The sequence below is a fragment of the Comamonas sp. wu1-DMT genome (assembly GCF_040187805.1).
Classification (GTDB): domain Bacteria; phylum Pseudomonadota; class Gammaproteobacteria; order Burkholderiales; family Burkholderiaceae_C; genus Comamonas; species Comamonas thiooxydans.
This window is the reverse complement of the sequence record NZ_JBANEM010000001.1, coordinates 162308-177454: the sequence shown is the minus strand read 5'-3', so window position 1 is coordinate 177454 and position 15147 is coordinate 162308. Positions and strand designations below refer to the sequence as shown.

Below are 15147 nucleotides of genomic sequence, written 5' to 3'. Positions count from 1 at the left end.
TTTAGCGGCTTTGGCGTGTGGACAAACTTTGAGCTGACAGGGCTTGAAATTGTCAAATCAGCCCTCAAAAACGGGGCCTGCACAGGGCTGGTCTGACAGTGCTCAGGGCAAAAACTCTATTGCAGCTGCACATGCTTGGGCGTAGAACGGAAAGCGTCCCCGGGACTGAAAAGTAAGACAAGGAGTTGTACCTTTATGACAAGCATGAACCCGTCCGTTGGTCTTACTCAGCAAGACTATGAGAACTCGGAAACCCTGGCCTACGCGGATACCGACGAGGATGTGACCCCCGGCGAGATTGCCGTGGGGGTGATCATCGGGCGCTCATCCGAGTACTTCGACTTCTTCGTGTTCGGCATTGCCTGCGTGTTGGTGTTTCCGTCACTGCTGTTTCCCGATCTGTCCAAGCTCGATGGCACGCTGGCGGCATTTACCATTTTCTCGCTGGCCTTTGTGGCCCGTCCTGTCGGCACGGCGCTATCCATGGCCGTGCAGCGCCGCTGGGGGCGAGCCACCAAGCTCACTCTGGCCTTGTTGCTGCTGGGCGTCTGCACCGTGGGCATGACCTTCCTGCCCAGCTATGAAGTCGCTGGCATGAAAGCGGTCTGGGCGCTGGTGATCCTGCGCGTCGGGCAGGGCCTGGCTCTTGGCGGTACCTGGGACGGTCTGCCTTCGCTGCTGGCCATGTCGGCACCCAAGGACAAGCGCGGCTGGTATTCGATGATCGGGCAGTTGGGGGCTCCGCTGGGCTTCATCATTGCCGCAGCGCTGTTCGCTTATCTGTATTCGAGCCTGAGTGCCGACGATTTTCTCAGCTGGGGCTGGCGCTTCCCGTTCTGCGTTGCCTTTGCGATTAACGTGGTGGCCTTGTTTGCTCGTCTGCGCCTGGTTGTGGGCCAGTCCTATACACAGGCGCTGCAGGAGCGCGAACTGGAGCCTGTCAGCGTCACACGTTTGATGGCCAGCGAAGGCCGCAATGTGATGATCGGCGCATTCGCGGCGCTGGCCAGCTTTGCACTGTTCCATCTGGTCACCGTGTTCCCGCTGTCCTGGATCTCGATGTACTCGAATCAGTCGGTGACCGATGTATTGGTGGTGCAGATCATCGGCGCACTTCTGGCGGGGATGGCCATCATGCTCTCTGGCTGGCTGGCCGACCGTGTGGGCCGCCGTAATACGCTGGGCACCATGGCTTGTCTGATCGGCATCTTCAGTTTCCTGGCGCCCTGGCTGCTGGGCAGCGGTACGGTGGGAAACAATGTCTTCATCATTGTGGGCTTCATCCTTCTGGGATTGTCCTACGGGCAGGCATCGGGTACCGTGACCTCCAACTTCTCGCCTCACTTCCGCTACACCGGTGCGGCCTTGTCCACCGATATGGCATGGTTGATCGGTGCGGCGTTTGCGCCCCTGGTGGCCTTGGGTGTCTCGGCAAAGTTCGGACTGGTGGCTCTGGGTATCTATCTGCTGTCGGGCGCCTTGTGCACGCTGGCGGCCCTGGGCATCAACCGTGCCATCGAGGCGCGCGACCAATAAGAAGTCAGTGAACTTCCCTGAAAAACGCCCGGTGCTTGCATCGGGCGTTTTTCTTGATACCAGAGGACATGAAAAAGCCGCCTGCAAGAGGCGGCTTTTTATCGATTGGAAGACGGATCAGTCCAGAGCCAGACCGGCCTTCTTGATGACATCACCGAAACGCTTGCTCTCGGAGGCCATGAAGGCCTTGAACTCGGCAGGGGTGGGATTGAAGGATTCGTAGCCGAAGGCTGCGAACTTGTCCTTGACGTCCTGGCCTGTCAAGGCCTGGCGCACATCGGTGCGGATCTTTTCGATCACGGCGGGGGGTGTACCGGGGCGCACGGCCAGGGCGTTCCAGCCGATGGCAGTGAAGTCCTTGGGGCCGCCCGATTCGGACACCGTGGGCACGTTCTCGAAGCCGGCAATACGGCTGGGAGCTGCCACGGCCAGGAAGCGCAGCTTGCCGCCACGCACCAGCGGGCCTGCCGTGCCCAGGGAGCCCAGGGCAAAAGTCAGCTCGCCATTGGCAACGCCCTGGTACAGCTGGCTGGTTTCCTTGTAGATCACATGCTCCATCTTGGTGCCGGTCTGGTTTTCCAGCAGGGCCGAGCCCAGGTGAACAGGGTTGCCCACGGACCAGGAGCCGTAGTTCAGCTTGCCGGGGTGCGCCTTGGCGTCGGCAATCAGGTCGCCGATGGTCTTGTAAGGGCTGTTGACGGGCACGCAGACAAAGAAGAAGTTGCGGAACAAGGGCATCAGGATTTCGAAGTCCTTGTTCAAGTCATAGGGCAGCTTCTTGAACAGGTGGGGGTAGGCGGCGATATGGACGTTGTCCAGCTGGATCATGTCCGTGCCGTCGGTGGCACCGCGCTTGAATTCATTGATGGCGATGAAGCCGTTGCCGCCGGGACGATTTTCCACCACCACGGGCTGACCCCAGGCGCGGCCCAGCTTGTCGGCCACCAGGCGTGACAGGCCATCGGGGCCACCGCCTACGGGGAAGGGGTTGATGATGCGTGAGGACTTGGTGGGCCACTTGTCGCTCTGGGCGAAAGAGGGGGCTGCCACGGCTGCGGCAATGGCGCCGAGTGCGAATGCAGCTTGGCGACGGCTCATATTGAGCTGATGGGTCATTTTGTCTCCCTGGAAGGATGTCGATGATGAATTGCGTGTGGACCACGCATTGTTGATATCGTCGGCTGTTATTTTTAGATATTCAGGCCCAGTTGATTACATTGTGTCACTTGGGGCATAAACACCTAGGTCTAGCTGAGGCTAGCAGCTATAGCAAAATAGCATAGCTTGTTTTGAAAGGTGTGAGCATGAATCTGCAGCAGATAGAGACCTTTGTTCGGGTGGCCGAAGTGGGGAGCTTCAGCAAGGCTGCGGTACTGCTGGACACCGCCCAGCCAGCGCTCAGTCGTCAGGTGCGGGCCCTTGAAACCGAGTTGCGCGAGACCTTGCTGATCCGCACCGGGCGCGGCGTGACGCTGACCGATGCGGGGCGCCGCCTGCTCGAGCATGGCCATGCCATCATGCAGCGCGTGGCCATGGCCAAGGAAGACCTGGGCAGTCAGCGCGACGAGCCCGTGGGGCGTATCACGGTCGGCTTGCCGCCGAGCCTGGCGCGGCGCCTGACCTTGCCCCTGATCGACGGCTTCAGCCGCGAAATGCCCAAGGCCAGGCTGGCGGTGGTCGAAGGTTTTTCGATGAATATCTCGGAGTGGCTGACTTCGGGGCGCATGGATCTGGGCCTGGTTTACACGCCGGAGCCGCACCCGCAGATCGAGGTCTCGCCCGTGCTCGAAGAGCGCCTGTGCCTGATCGGCCCGGCCAGCACGCTGGCAGGGCGCACCAGCATTCCGTTCGAGCATCTGGCCGAGTTTCCGTTGATCATGCCCCAGCACGGGCAGATTTTCCGCAAGCTGATGGAGGCCCAGGCCACGCTGTCCCAGGTCAAGCTCAATGTGGTCTGGGAGGTTTCCAGCGTGCCCGCCATTCTGGATCTGGTGCGCGGCGGCTATGGCTATGCGGCGCTGACCGATAGCGCCATGCACAGTCATGCCACGGATGCATCGCTGGTGGAGGTGCCCATCAAGTCGCCGCATATCGTCAGCACCTTGTGCCTGGTGCAGCCTGCCAAAAAGAAGTCCACGCCGCTGATGCGCCGCACGGCCGAGCTGCTGCGCCGCCTCAGCATGCAGGTGTGCTCGGTGGAAAGCGGGCATATCTGAACGACTGGCCTGCTCCGGGGCACTGCCGCTGCTGGTTCATGCTCCTTTTAGGGGAGCTGGTTGCGCTTGTTGAATAAGGATTTCAAACTTGTTTGTACATGAAATCAATGAATGGTAAGCGCAATAAGCTTTGATATTGATAGCGTCAAAGCTGAGGGCGCAAGGTTCTGGCGGCTTCCTGCAGCAGCGGCAGTATTTCCTGCTGCATGGTTTGCGGGCTCATGCGTTTGGCCGATGTCACCACATTCAGCGCTGCCACGGTGCGCCCGCGCATATTGCGCAACGGCACGGCCACGGCCTGAATGGCCAGTTCATGCTCCTCAAGCGCCATGCAGTAGTCGAGACGGCGCACCTCGTCGAGCAAGGCCTTCAGCGCCGCACCATCGGACACCGTGTGTGCCGTCAGCTTGGGCAGGTCATAGCTGGCCAGCCAGTCGTCGAGCTCCGAGCTCGAGAGCGAGGCCAGCAGCACCCGGCCGGTGGACGTGGCATGCGCCGGCAGGCGCGTGCCCAGATGCAGTCCGTGGGCCATCAGGCGCTCGCCCTTCTCATGAACGGCGCTGCGCGCGACGATGACGACTTCGCGGCCCTCGCGCACCACGCAGGAGTAGGACAGTCCGGTCTGCGCGGCCAGCCTGTGCAGCACGGGTTGCACGATGCGCGGCAGCCGGGCCGAGGCCAGATAGCTGCCCGACAGGCGCAGCACCTTGGGAGCCAGCCAGAAATAGCTGCCATCGGTTTCCAGATAGCCGAGATAGGCCAGGGTGAGCAGATGGCGCCTGGCGGCAGCGCGCGTGATGCCGGCGCGCTCGGCGGCCATGGTGGCATTCAGGCGCTGGCGCTCGGTGTCGAAGCTTTCCAGTACGGCCAGGCCCTTGGCTAGGCCGGCAATGAAGTCTGCCGGGGCGATGGAGGGGGAGCCATGGTCATTCATGGAGGCTTCCGCAGTTCTTGTTTTGCGCGATCATCGTTCTCATTGTGCGATTATCGCGCAAACAACGATTCTCTCCTTTGTCTTGACGCAGCACAAAACTTAGTCTTGCTGCACAGCGCAACCGGCGTCGTCACGCTCGCCGGTTGAGAGGTTTTTGAGCCATAACAAGGAGTCATATTCATGCGTACACAAGTCGCCATCATCGGTGCCGGTCCCTCGGGTCTGCTGCTGGGGCAACTGCTCTACAAGGCAGGAATCGACAACATCATCATCGAGCAGCGCAGCGCCGACTATGTGCTGGGCCGCATCCGCGCCGGCGTGCTGGAGCAGGTGACGGTGGATCTGCTCAAGCAGGCGGGTGCCGACAAGCGCATGAATGAGGAAGGTCTGCCTCATGACGGCATCGAGCTGCTGTTCAAGGGCAAGCGCCATCGCATCAATCTGCATGACCTGACCGGCGGCAAGCGCGTGATGGTCTACGGCCAGACCGAAGTCACCCGCGATCTGATGGAAGTGCGGGCTCAGGAAGGCCTGACCACGGTCTACGAGGCCAGCAATGTGCAGCCCGTGGACTTCGAGGGCGACAAGCCCAAGGTGCGTTACGAAAAAGACGGCCAGGTGCACGAGATAGAGTGTGACTTCATCGCCGGCTGCGACGGCTTTCACGGCATCTGCCGCGCCAGCGCTCCTCAGGACAAGATCAAGACCTTCGAGAAGGTCTACCCCTTCGGCTGGCTGGGCCTGCTCTCGGATACGCCGCCCGTGTCGCACGAGCTGATCTATGCCAACACCGAGCGCGGCTTTGCCCTGTGCAGCCAGCGCAGCGCCACGCGCAGCCGCTACTATCTGCAGGTGCCGCTGACCGACAAGGTCGAGGACTGGAGCGACGAGGCGTTCTGGGAGGAGCTCAAGAAGCGCCTGGACCCCGAAGCCCGCGCCAATCTGGTGACCGGCCCATCGCTGGAAAAAAGCATTGCGCCGCTGCGCAGCTTTGTGACCGAGCCCATGCGCTTCGGCCGCATGTTCCTGGCCGGCGATGCCGCGCACATCGTGCCCCCCACCGGCGCCAAGGGCCTGAACCTGGCAGCTTCCGACGTGGGTTATCTGTCGCAAGCCTTTGTCGAGTACTACAAGGAGCAGTCCGAGGCTGGCATCGACCGTTACTCCGAGCAGTGCCTGCGCCGTGTCTGGAAGGCCGAGCGCTTCTCCTGGTGGATGACTTCCATGCTGCACAACTTCCCCGGCGAGGGCGAGTTCAACACCAAGGTACAGGAAGCCGAGCTGGACTACATCGTCCACTCCGAAGCCGGCTCGACCTCGCTGGCCGAGAACTATGTGGGTCTGCCTCTGGTTTAAGCCCCCGACCGCCTTGCCTTCGCCACCATGGTGATGAAGGCCCGGTGCCCGATCACGGCACCTCGCGTTCTGCCTGCATTGCTGTGTGCGATGCAGGCATTTTTTTTCATCCATGCAATTTGGTTGATGCTGCCTTGCGTAAATTTCGATGCCGAGCCACAAGCCAGCGGGGCCTGCGAGGAGTAAGCTTGCCGACCTTATGGCGCACATCATGTTTTCCCCTCCCTATATTGCCGCTGCCGAGGCAGCCCAGTCCTTGCGCACGCGCGGCTATGCCGTGCTGCAGCCCGAGGACTTCGCCCAGTGGATGGGCCTGAGTGTGGCCGATCTGCACGCCATGGATGCGGACTGGCAGGGTCTGCCGCCCGATGCCTTCCTCAAGGATGGAGGCCGCTATCGCCGCCGCCGCCATTCCTGCTTTGTCAGCGAAGGCGATCAGGTGCAGCAGGTGCCTCATCGCGCCCACTGGCAGCCTGTGGAATACAACGCTCTGCATGGCGGCATGCAGCGCATGTTCGAGCCCATGCTGGAGAGCACGACGACGAGCGCGGCATGGCTGGAGATGATCAATGCCCTGGGGCAGCTGGCCGATCAGGTGTTCTGCACCGACGAGCTGCATGAGCGCTGGTTTGTCGAGGCGCACCAGTTCCGCATCGACACCACGGACGGCATCGGCCGTCCCACGCCCGAAGGCGCTCACCGCGACGGCGTCGATCTGGTCGCCGTGCTGCTGGTGGGACGCAAGGGCGTCAAAGGGGGCGAGACCCGCGTGTTCGAAGCGACCGGCCCCAATGGCCAGCGCTTCACGTTGACCGAGCCCTGGTCGGTGATGCTGCTCGACGATGCGCGCATGATTCATGAGACCACGCCGATCCAACCTGCTGAGCCCGGTGGTGTGCGCGACACGCTGGTGCTGACCTATCGCCGCGGCAACTTCCAGGGGGCCGAGCTCCAGGGGCAGCAGGGCCAGGCCGCTTGAGCTTGATTGGGCCGGACGGCTTTGTTCTGAAAATTTGAGCAAAACTGTAACGTGCTCAATGCATCAAAGTGACGCCCTCGACACTGCATGATGCAGGCTTGTTGCGGCGAAGCTTTCGCCCCTTCAAGTCTTTCCTGCATCCAACAAGCCAGAACAGCTGGCCGACACCACGCCCTGCAGGGCGTGGTTTTTTATATGAATCGCTTTTACGCCCTTAGTATTTCAGTGCTGACCGCTCTTGTCACAGTAGCGGCCTGCAAGCCTTCGCAAGACCGTCCGGCACAGGCGGCCTACACCAAGGAGCCCACGATCTACTTTCGCAATGGCCTTGAGATTACCCTCGGCGATGCCTCGGTGCCGGTTCACGGGGTGGAGGAATGCCCTTATGGTCTGGCCGCGCCGGCCGGTGCCGTGGTCGAGCTCAATGATGCCAAGTGCATCAGGCTGTCGGACGATACCGAGCAGATCGTCGTGATGCTGGACCTGCCGGGCGGCATCGTCCAGGAGGAATGGACCGTGCGCCGCGATGCACCGAGCAAGCCTCATGAGCCGGCTTTCAAGAACGTCTCCCTGCTGCGTCCCGACGGCACGCGCATCACTATCACCGACAAGTCCGACACTCTGCTGGACAAGTGCTACGAGTACCAGGCGGCCCATGTCTGCATCTGAGGCAGATGGCTTGGAGTGAACTTTAGGGTTGATTCATGTCAACACGCTGAGGCATGATGAAGGCAGACTGCATGCTATTCCAAGAGCGGCATTTGCCCTGGGTCCCTGGTCCGGGTTCCGTGTCGCCTGCAACCTAGAAGGAGAAACATATGTCCATGTTCAATCACATCCTGGTTCCGGTCGACGGCTCCAAGCCCTCCATGCTGGCCGCACGCAAGGCCGCTGAACTCTCCAAGGTTTTCGGCAGCGCCGTGACGGCGGTGTATGTGGTCGATCCCTATCCTTTCACCGGCGTGGGCGCCGACTTTGCCTATGGCCAGTCCCAGTATCTGAGCGCGGCCACCGCCGAAGCCAACACCGCCCTGGATGCGGTCAAGGCCATCATGGATGAGGCGGGTGTGCCCGTGAAGACCCTGGTGGGTGAGGGTCATGCAGTGCATGAAGGCATCGTTCGCACCATGGAGAGCGTGGGCGCAGACCTTGTCGTCATGGGCTCGCAGGGGCGACGCGGCCTTGAGAAGCTGATGCTGGGCAGCGTCACGCAACGTGTGCTGGGCGCAGTCAAAATCCCGGTTCTTGTGGTGCGCGAGTGAGCGTAAGGCGGCTGCCCACGAAGCAACGGCTCCTCAGGGAGCCGTTTTTCTGATGAGCCAGAGTGCTCAGCGATTGAGCAGCCGGGCCAGCCAGCCTTTTTTCTTGCGCTGCAATTCCAGCTCCTGAAGCACCTCGGCCTTGAGCTGTTCCTTCTGTGCAGCTTGTCCGCTCTCTTTGGACATCATGCGCAGATAGACCTTGGCCGAGTCCACATAGCCATGGTCTTCGTTGCGGATGTGGTTGAACAGCCAGCGCGAAAGCATGCCGTGTAGTTCGGCGGCCACATCCTCACCCGCATCGAAGCGGGTCTGCATCTCGATCACGCGGCGCGTGAACAGCTCGTGCACTTTTTTGTGCGGGCCGGCGAACATATAGCCGGCGCTCTCGATCAGGCTTTCCTCGAAGACGAAGTGCGAGACGGTGTAGTCGATCATCTCGCCGATGACATCGCCCAGACCTTCGCGATCTGGCGAGCTGCGCAATTCGTAGAGTCTGTTGATGTAATCGACGATGCGGCGGTGCTGCCGGTCGATCTCCGCAATACCGGTGTCCAGCTCGGGGACCCAGACCAGCAATGCCATGATGTTCTCCAGAAATTCAGGGGTTTCCGCAGAAGTATTCACGAGCCTGTCATAGGCTGCATTGATTCAGATCAGGCCTGCCCACGCCAGGCAGGGCGGCGCGAATCCTGCGCGCCGCGTCGGGATGTCACTCGATCTTGGCGCCCGAGGATTCGACGACCTGCTTGGACTGCTTGAAGTCGGCCTGGAACATCTTATCGAAGTTGGTCACGCTCATGGACTGAGGCTCGGCGCCCTGGGTCAGAATGGCCTCGCGCACCTCGGGCATGGCCAGCAGCTTGTTCACTTCGACATTGACCTTGGTCACGATGGCTGCGGGTGTGCCCTTGGGCATGAACAGGCCGTACCAGGTGCTCACATCAAAGCCCTTGAGACCGGACTCGGCCAGTGTCGGGGTGTCTGGCAGTGAGGACGAGCGCTTTGCCGAGGTCACGGCGATGGCGCGCAGCTTGCCGGCCTTGATCTGGGCTATGGCCGAGGGTACGGAGGACACCAGCAGATCCACATTGCCGGCCAGTGCATCCATCATCGCGGGGTTGGAGCCCTTGTAGGGCACGTGGGTCAGATGAATGTCCGAGGCCTTTTCCAGCATCACGCCGGCCAGATGGATGCTGGTGCCGTTGCCGGGCGAGCCGTAGGTGATCTTGGACGGGTTCTTCTTGGCTGCAGCCACCACGTCGGCCAGCGTCTTGTACGGCGAGTTGGCGGCGGTGGCGATCACGATCGGGGTGTAGGCCACATGAGCCACGGGGGTCAGATCCTTGCTGGGGTTCCAGGGCAGGTTCTTGTAGAGGTAGGGGCCAAGGACCACGTTGTCCTTCTGGCCCATCACCATGTCATAGCCCGTGGGCGCCGCCTTGACCGCTTCGGTGATGCCGATGGTGCCGCCTGCACCCGCACGGTTGTCGGGCACCACGGTCCATTTGCTGACTTCGGTGAGCTTGCTGGCAATCACGCGCGAGAGGATGTCGGTGCCGCCGCCAGGTGGGAACGGCACGATCATGCGCACGGGCTTGTTGGGGTAGTCGGCTGCGGGGTCTTGTGCAGCGGCTGAAAAGCTCAGGCCCGCGCTTGCGATCACGGCTGTGCTGATGAGAATTTGGCGAATCATGAAAAAGAAGCTCCAGAGACGAACGGGGGAGCGCTGGCCCGCAAACAAGGGCGGCGCAGTCGCGGCTGGTGCCTGAGCCTTGAGCTCGGCAGCCAGAGTCACGGAAGGTGGGCTTTTCGATGATCGGGGACGGTGGTTCCGCCATCAATGGGTATTTGTCTTTACCGGGGAGCGCGAGCCATGCCGTACGGACATGATCGCCATCCGCACGCGCTGCACGACAGGGTTGCTGCCGTTGCTAGCACGGGGGCAGCGTACCGATCGGGTGTCGCTGCCGATGTGGCCCACGGGTGCGGATTGTGGTTCTGCGCGCAGCCTCAGAGGCTGCTGCAGACCAGTGGAAACATTCTGCCACGCATGAAAGACTTGCCAGGGCTTGGTTCGAGAATAGGCAGGGCCTGTTCCCCGATTTTTTGCCTGGCCCGGTAGTTCACGGCGACAACAGCTGCAGGCGCCTTTGGCCCTTGGTTTGGATAAGGCGGCTGCAGCCATGTGTTGGAGTCCGGCCGCTCCGAGTGCGATCTCAGGCCTGGCGTACGTCGGCGACTACTTGGTCGCCGAAGTCCGGTCGTTCCAGCCAGGCCAGCACGCGGGCTGCGGCGTCGTCGGCCGAGGTCAGCTGCCCGTTGCTGTGCAGGCCTGCAAAACGGCCCACGTCGGGGAAGTCGGTTGAAGCTGCGCTGCGCAGTTGTACCTGCATATCGGTGTCGATGACGCCTGGCGCCAGAGACACAATGCGTGCGCCGTTGGGCTTGGCAGCCTCTTCCAGCGCCACGCAACTGCTGAACTGGTCCATGCCGGCCTTGGCCGTGCAATAGCTGGCTTGCGAGGCCATCGCGCGGCGGCCCAGGCCCGAGGAGATATTGAGCACCTTGCGGGGAATCCTCCAGCTCTCGGTTGCACCGAGAAAGGCTCCGGTCAGGGCCATGGGAGCCTCAAGACCCACGCGCAGGGCATTGATCATGTCGGCTGAAGGCACCTGAGACAGCGGCGCAATCTGCGGGATGACGCCCGCATTGTTGATCAGGGTGATGCTGGCCCATTCACGCGGATCTATCGTGCCTAGCCAGGTCGCCAGGCGCTGCGCAGCAGCAGCGCTTTGTGCCAGGTCCTGCTCCCATTGCAATAGCTGTGCAGGCTTGCTGGCGCTGGAGGCTAGGGTGGCGCTGGTCTTGCGGGCAATGCTCAGCAACTGATGGCCTTGCTGCAGCAGTTGCTGTCCCATGGACAGGCCCATGCCGCGAGAGCCACCGGTCAGAATCGTTAAGTGCTTTGTCATGCGAAGCATCTTACGGTTGATTGAAGACCGAAAAGAGCAAGCCCCGCAAGACTTGCGTCCGGCGGGGCCTGGCGATGACCTCAGATGAGCTCAGCGAGCTGTCAATGACCCAGATAGGCCTTGCGCACCTCGTCATTGCTCAGCAGGTTGACACCGCTGTCCTCCAGCACCACCTTGCCGGTTTCCAGCACATAGCCTCGGTCGGCAATCTGCAGGGCGCGGTTGGCATTCTGCTCGACCAGGAACACCGTCACACCCGCTGCGCGGATGGTCTGAATGATCTCGAAGATCTGCGCAATGATGAGCGGCGCCAGGCCCAGTGTGGGTTCGTCCAGCAGCAGCAGGCGCGGCTTGCTCATCAGTGCGCGGCCTATGGCCAGCATCTGCTGCTCGCCACCCGACATGGTGCCCGAGCGTTGCGCTGCGCGCTCCTTCAAACGAGGAAAGAGCTTGAACACATGCTCGACGCCGTCGGCGATCTCGGCCTTGCTCAGGAAAAAGCCGCCCATCTGCAGGTTCTCGGTCACCGTCAGGTCCTTGAAGACACGACGGCCTTCGGGCGAGATGGCAATGCCGCGGCGCATGATGTGATGGGTGGACATCTGGGTGATGTCCTCGCCCTCGAACAGAATGCGTCCGCCGCTGGCACGGGGGTTGCCGCAGACCGTCATCAGAAGCGATGTCTTGCCAGCACCATTGCTGCCGATGAGGGTGACGATCTCGCCCTGATCGACATGCAGGCTGACATGATTGACCGCGCAGATCGCGCCGTAATGGGTGGAGACCTGCTCCAGTTGCAACATATGCTGGCTCATCAGGCCTCTCCCAGATAGGCCTTGATGACCCGTTCATCATTGCGAATCGCCTCGGGCAGGCCCATGGCGATGGGCTTGCCGTATTCCATGACCAGAATGCGCTCGGACACTCCCATGACCAGACCCATATCGTGCTCGATCAGCAGCACGGCCACGCCGTACTGTTTGCGCAGATCGTCGATCAGATGCTGCAGGTCTTTCTTCTCCTGCGGGTTCAGGCCGGCGGCGGGTTCGTCCAGCATCAGCACGCGAGGCTTGGTGATCATGCAGCGCGCAATCTCCAGCCGGCGCTGGTGACCGTAGGCCAGATTGCCGGCCTCGCGGTTGGCGAACTGGCGCAGGCCCATCACGTCCAGCCATTGGAGCGCGTTGTCGATCTTTTCCTGTTCGGCACGGCGATAGCCTGGCGTGTTGAACAGGCCGCCGAGCAGCGTGGCGCGCGACTGGCGGTGCTGTGCGACCAGCAGGTTTTCCAGCGCCGTCATGCTCTTGAACAGGCGCACGTTCTGGAATGTGCGCACCACACCGTGGTTGGCGACCTGGTGGCTGCTGTGGCCTGCAATGCTCTGGCCGTCCAGAACGACCGAGCCGCCCGAGGGCTGGTAGAAACCGCTGATGCAGTTGAATACCGTGGTCTTGCCCGCGCCGTTGGGGCCGATGATGGCAAACACTTCCTGAGGGCGTACGTTAAAGCCCACGTTGTCCACGGCCAGCAGGCCGCCGAAGCGCATGCACAGGTCTTTGACTTCCAGCAAATACTCGCTCATGCGTTTGCCCTGCCTGTGGTTGTAGTTATTGAAATAATAGCGTTCAGGTGCAGCTTCATGACTTCACCTCCACTTGGTGTCGCTTCATGGGCAGCAGGCCCTGAGGGCGCCAGACCATCATCAAAATCATGACCAGACCGAAGATCAGCATGCGGTATTCGGAGAATTCGCGTGCCAGCTCGGGCAGCACGGTCAGGATGATGGCGGCCACGATCACGCCCAGCTGAGAGCCCATGCCGCCCAGCACCACAATGGCCAGAATCAGGGCCGACTCGATGAAGGTGAAGGACTCGGGATTGACGATGCCCTGGCGAGCGGCGAAGAAGGCGCCGCCAAAACCCGCGAACATGGCGCCCAGCGTGAAGGCCGAGAGCTTGATCTTCATGGGGTTGAGGCCCAGCGAACGGCAGGCGATTTCATCCTCGCGCAGCGCTTCCCAGGCGCGGCCTATGGGCATGCGGATCAGTCGGTTGCTGATGAACAGCGTCACCATGGCCAGCAGCAGGGCCATCAGGTAGACGAAGATCACCATGTGCATGGAGTTGAACTCCATGCCGAAGAACTGATGAAATGTCGTGCCATCCTCGGTCAGGGGCGAGCGGGTCATGGGCAGGCCCAGCACCGTAGGCTTGGGAATGCTGGAGATGCCGTCGGGACCGCCCGTGAAGCTGGTCAGATTGGTCAGCAGCAGGCGGATGATCTCACCGAAACCCAGCGTCACGATGGCCAGATAGTCACCGCGCAGGCGCAGCACGGGAAAGCCCAGCACGAAGCCGAACAGAGCCGAGGCTGCGCCAGCCAGCGGCAGCGCTTCCCAGAACGTCCAGCCAGCCCAGTGGAACAGCAGCGCATAGGTGTAGGCACCCACGGCATAGAAGCCCACAAAGCCCAGGTCCAGCAGGCCGGCAAAGCCGACCACAACGTTCAGACCCAGGCCCAGCATGACGTAAATCATGGCCAGAGTCGCGATGTCGACGGCATTGCGGCCCGCGAAGAATGGCCAGGAGGCGGCCATCATCAGCACCACAAAGATGACGACGTTGCGCGTGCCCGACTTCATCTGCGGGACAGCCGGCAGATTGACCTTGGGCAGCTTGCCAGCGAGCAGGGGCTTGAGCATCTGCACGACGAAGATGGCAAGGCAGGCCCAGCCGGTCATGCTCCAGTCGGGGGTGATGATGGTGCGCACGCCGGCGCGCTCCAGGTGCAGGCTGAAGATGGGGGTGACGACGATGGCCGTCATCACGGTGGCGATCAGCGCATCGCGCAAAGCGGCGGAAAAGCTGTACTTCATCAGACTTTCTCCACTTCAGGTTTGCCCAGCAGGCCCGAGGGGCGGAACATCAATATGGTCACCAGCAGGCCGAAAGCCACGATGTCCTTGTATTCCGACGAGATGTAGGCGGCTGCAAAGGTCTCGGCTACGCCCAGAATCACACCGCCCAGCATGGCGCCGGGGATGGAGCCTATGCCGCCCAGCACGGCGGCCGTGAAGGCCTTGATGCCGGCGAGGAAGCCGATGAAGGGGTTGAGCTTGCCCACAGCCAGCGCAATCAGCACGCCTCCCACGGCGGCCAGCACGGCGCCCAGCACAAAGGTGAAGGAGATGACCTTGTTGGTATCTATGCCCAGCAGATTGGCCATATGCATATCCTGAGCGCAGGCGCGCGAGGCACGGCCCATGCGCGAATGCTTGATGTACATGGTCAGTGCAATCATCAGCACCACGGTTACTGCGATGATGAGCACGCGGGTATAGGGGATGAAGACCTCGAAATTGCCCATGTGGAAATTGATGGCGCCCGGCAACAGCGAAGGCACGGCCATATCGCGCGCGCCCTGGCCCAAAGCCACCCAGTTCTGGAGGAATATGGACATGCCGATGGCCGAGATCAGCGCAACCAGACGCGGGCTCTGGCGCACGGGCTTGTAGGCCACCTGTTCGACAACCAGGCCGTAGACGCCGGTTACGAATACCGCCACCACCAGCATCAGGCCGATGATGGCCCATATGGGCAGACCGCTTTGCGTGCCAATCGCCGAAAGCGTCACGAGGCCTATATAGGCCCCGATCATGTAGATGTCACCGTGTGCGAAATTGATCATGCCGATGATGCCGTAGACCATGGTGTAGCCAATGGCGATCAGGGCGTAAATGGCTCCGAGTGAGAGCCCGTTGAATAGCTGTTGTATCAGCTGGGGGAGAAAGTCTGACATGTAACGCCACCCTTGAAACAGGAAAAGGCCCGAGGGCCAGATAACAAACATCCGGAGGCATGGCCCCTGCCATTGCCTCCGGAGAGAGTGGTG

15 protein-coding genes are annotated in these 15147 nt (G+C 61.5%); 6 read left to right on the top strand and 9 right to left on the bottom strand.

Going from position 1 to position 15147, the window contains the following annotated elements; all coding sequences use genetic code 11:
* Positions 1–195: 195 nt before the first annotated feature.
* Positions 196–1536, top strand: coding sequence for an MFS transporter (locus V8Z78_RS00780; RefSeq protein ID WP_012838225.1), 1341 nt, complete (start codon positions 196–198; stop codon positions 1534–1536).
* A gap of 117 nt (positions 1537–1653) precedes the next feature.
* Here the strand turns inward: V8Z78_RS00780 and V8Z78_RS00775 are convergent, their stop codons facing one another.
* The gene (locus V8Z78_RS00775; protein WP_003067198.1) at positions 1654–2652 is read right to left on the bottom strand and encodes a Bug family tripartite tricarboxylate transporter substrate binding protein; all 999 of its coding nucleotides are present in this window, start codon (positions 2650–2652) and stop codon (positions 1654–1656) included.
* Positions 2653–2840: 188 nt separating this feature from the next.
* Here V8Z78_RS00775 and V8Z78_RS00770 point away from each other — a divergent pair, with 188 nt between their 5' ends.
* Complete coding sequence (locus V8Z78_RS00770) at positions 2841–3752, top strand: LysR family transcriptional regulator (RefSeq protein WP_003055493.1); 912 nt, start codon at positions 2841–2843, stop codon at positions 3750–3752.
* Positions 3753–3897: 145 nt separating this feature from the next.
* On the opposite strand, the gene V8Z78_RS00765 is transcribed toward V8Z78_RS00770, so the two are convergent.
* Positions 3898–4686: an IclR family transcriptional regulator domain-containing protein gene (locus V8Z78_RS00765; RefSeq protein WP_003067200.1), complete on the bottom strand. Its 789-nt coding sequence runs from the start codon at positions 4684–4686 to the stop codon at positions 3898–3900.
* A 180-nt stretch (positions 4687–4866) separates the two neighbouring features.
* Here V8Z78_RS00765 and pobA point away from each other — a divergent pair, with 180 nt between their 5' ends.
* From pobA to V8Z78_RS00745, 4 genes are all read left to right on the top strand, one after another.
* Positions 4867–6042, top strand: coding sequence for a 4-hydroxybenzoate 3-monooxygenase (gene pobA, locus V8Z78_RS00760; RefSeq protein ID WP_349730703.1), 1176 nt, complete (start codon positions 4867–4869; stop codon positions 6040–6042).
* A 199-nt stretch (positions 6043–6241) separates the two neighbouring features.
* Positions 6242–7021, top strand: a complete 780-nt coding sequence (locus V8Z78_RS00755) for a 2OG-Fe dioxygenase family protein (RefSeq protein WP_003067204.1) — start codon at positions 6242–6244, stop codon at positions 7019–7021.
* A gap of 195 nt (positions 7022–7216) precedes the next feature.
* Entirely contained in the window at positions 7217–7690 is a 474-nt protein-coding gene (locus V8Z78_RS00750) for a hypothetical protein (protein ID WP_004340638.1), read from the top strand.
* 155 nt (positions 7691–7845) lie between these two features.
* The gene (locus V8Z78_RS00745; RefSeq protein ID WP_003079494.1) at positions 7846–8283 is read left to right on the top strand and encodes a universal stress protein; all 438 of its coding nucleotides are present in this window, start codon (positions 7846–7848) and stop codon (positions 8281–8283) included.
* 66 nt (positions 8284–8349) lie between these two features.
* Here the strand turns inward: V8Z78_RS00745 and V8Z78_RS00740 are convergent, their stop codons facing one another.
* The 7 genes from V8Z78_RS00740 to livH all read right to left on the bottom strand — a co-directional run bounded on the left by V8Z78_RS00740 (position 8350) and on the right by livH (position 15054).
* Positions 8350–8907, bottom strand: a complete 558-nt coding sequence (locus V8Z78_RS00740; RefSeq protein ID WP_003079493.1) for a bacteriohemerythrin — start codon at positions 8905–8907, stop codon at positions 8350–8352.
* Between the two features lie 85 nt (positions 8908–8992).
* Complete coding sequence (locus tag V8Z78_RS00735; protein ID WP_179626144.1) at positions 8993–9976, bottom strand: Bug family tripartite tricarboxylate transporter substrate binding protein; 984 nt, start codon at positions 9974–9976, stop codon at positions 8993–8995.
* A 523-nt stretch (positions 9977–10499) separates the two neighbouring features.
* Positions 10500–11264: an SDR family NAD(P)-dependent oxidoreductase gene (locus tag V8Z78_RS00730; RefSeq protein ID WP_349730702.1), complete on the bottom strand. Its 765-nt coding sequence runs from the start codon at positions 11262–11264 to the stop codon at positions 10500–10502.
* Between the two features lie 92 nt (positions 11265–11356).
* A complete protein-coding gene (locus V8Z78_RS00725; RefSeq protein ID WP_034352393.1) occupies positions 11357–12070 on the bottom strand; it encodes an ABC transporter ATP-binding protein in 714 nt (237 codons plus the stop codon).
* Complete coding sequence (livG, locus tag V8Z78_RS00720) at positions 12070–12837, bottom strand: high-affinity branched-chain amino acid ABC transporter ATP-binding protein LivG (RefSeq protein WP_003079486.1); 768 nt, start codon at positions 12835–12837, stop codon at positions 12070–12072. The genes V8Z78_RS00725 and livG overlap by 1 nt, the downstream gene beginning before the upstream one ends.
* 55 nt (positions 12838–12892) lie before the next feature.
* Positions 12893–14131, bottom strand: a complete 1239-nt coding sequence (locus V8Z78_RS00715; protein WP_004340655.1) for a high-affinity branched-chain amino acid ABC transporter permease LivM — start codon at positions 14129–14131, stop codon at positions 12893–12895.
* A complete protein-coding gene (livH, locus tag V8Z78_RS00710) occupies positions 14131–15054 on the bottom strand; it encodes a high-affinity branched-chain amino acid ABC transporter permease LivH (RefSeq protein WP_004340658.1) in 924 nt (307 codons plus the stop codon). The genes V8Z78_RS00715 and livH overlap by 1 nt, the downstream gene beginning before the upstream one ends.
* Positions 15055–15147 lie beyond the last annotated feature (93 nt).